This is a genomic window from Marinomonas phycocola (assembly GCF_047525455.1).
Classification (GTDB): domain Bacteria; phylum Pseudomonadota; class Gammaproteobacteria; order Pseudomonadales; family Marinomonadaceae; genus Marinomonas.
The window spans coordinates 18,034-19,068 of sequence record NZ_JBLIXL010000030.1 but is presented as its reverse complement, the minus strand read 5'-3'; the positions used below and the strand labels follow the sequence as shown (position 1 = coordinate 19,068).

1 protein-coding gene is annotated in these 1,035 nt (G+C 56.6%); it reads left to right on the top strand.

Annotation, left to right across the window (positions count from 1 at the left end; genetic code table 11):
• Window positions 1-7 precede the first annotated feature (7 nt).
• Window positions 8-1,035: P-type conjugative transfer protein TrbL (gene trbL, locus ACMUMJ_RS15575; RefSeq protein ID WP_527195824.1), on the top strand; the 1,028-nt coding region annotated here is incomplete at its 3' end.

Sequence of the window (1,035 nt, the reverse complement as noted above, 5' to 3'; positions counted from 1 at the left end):
CGACTCATTGCGCCAGATTGCCGGTAACGCGACAGGGCTAGGTTCCGGCCTGTCACCGTCTGGAGTAGTAGACGTGGGCTTTGAAATTTTCGACCGCGTACTGGATCAATCCTCGGTCTGGTCGCTGGTTGATTCATTCGCCGGCATTATCATGGCTCTAATTATTCTCGTCATCATGGCGTTAATCGGCATCAACATGTTGTTGTTGCTCACCGCTGGTTGGGTACTTGCTTACGGTGGAGTGTTCTTCCTGGGCTTTGGTGGCTCACGTTGGACCTCAGACATGGCGATTAACTACTACAAAACCGTGCTAGGTGTTGCCGCCCAGCTTATGGCAATGGTGCTGTTAATTGGCATCGGCAAAACCTTCCTGGATGACTATTACAACTCCATGAGCGAGGGAATCAGCCTGAAAGAAATGGGCGTCATGCTCATTGTCGCGGTGATCCTTCTCATGCTAGTGACCAAAGTTCCTCAAATGCTCGCGGGCGTGATTACCGGCGCAAGTGTTGGCGGGGCAGGCATTGGCTCATTCGGCGCAGGCGATGCACTTGGGGCGGCTGGGATGGCAGCGGCGGCAGCGGCTACTGCCGGCGCTGCTATGGCAGCAGGGGCGTCAAACATGGCAGGCGGGGCGGAAGCTCTCATGGCCGCATTCAATAAAGCTAACGAAAACGTGGCAAACGGTAGCGACATTATGTCCGCATTCTCAGGCGGCGGCAGTGACGGCAGTGAAATGCAATCCGAAGAAAGCACAGGTGATACCCCATTCGCTCAAGCGGCGGGCTTTGATGGCGGTGAATCTTCTGGCAGCTCTCAAGCAAGCGGGGGCGAGTCATCCGGTGGCGGTGAATCTTCCAGCAGTAGTGACAAGGGAAACACCGAAAGAGCCAGCTCAGACGCTGGAACATCAGACGACCAAGGTTCAAGCGAAGGGCAGGGCGGTAGCTCGTCCGGCGCTCAAGCAGCAACAGCGGCGGCCACTGGCGGCTTTATGGCTGGAGCTGCAAAGGCTGGCCGAGTCGCAGCGGATAC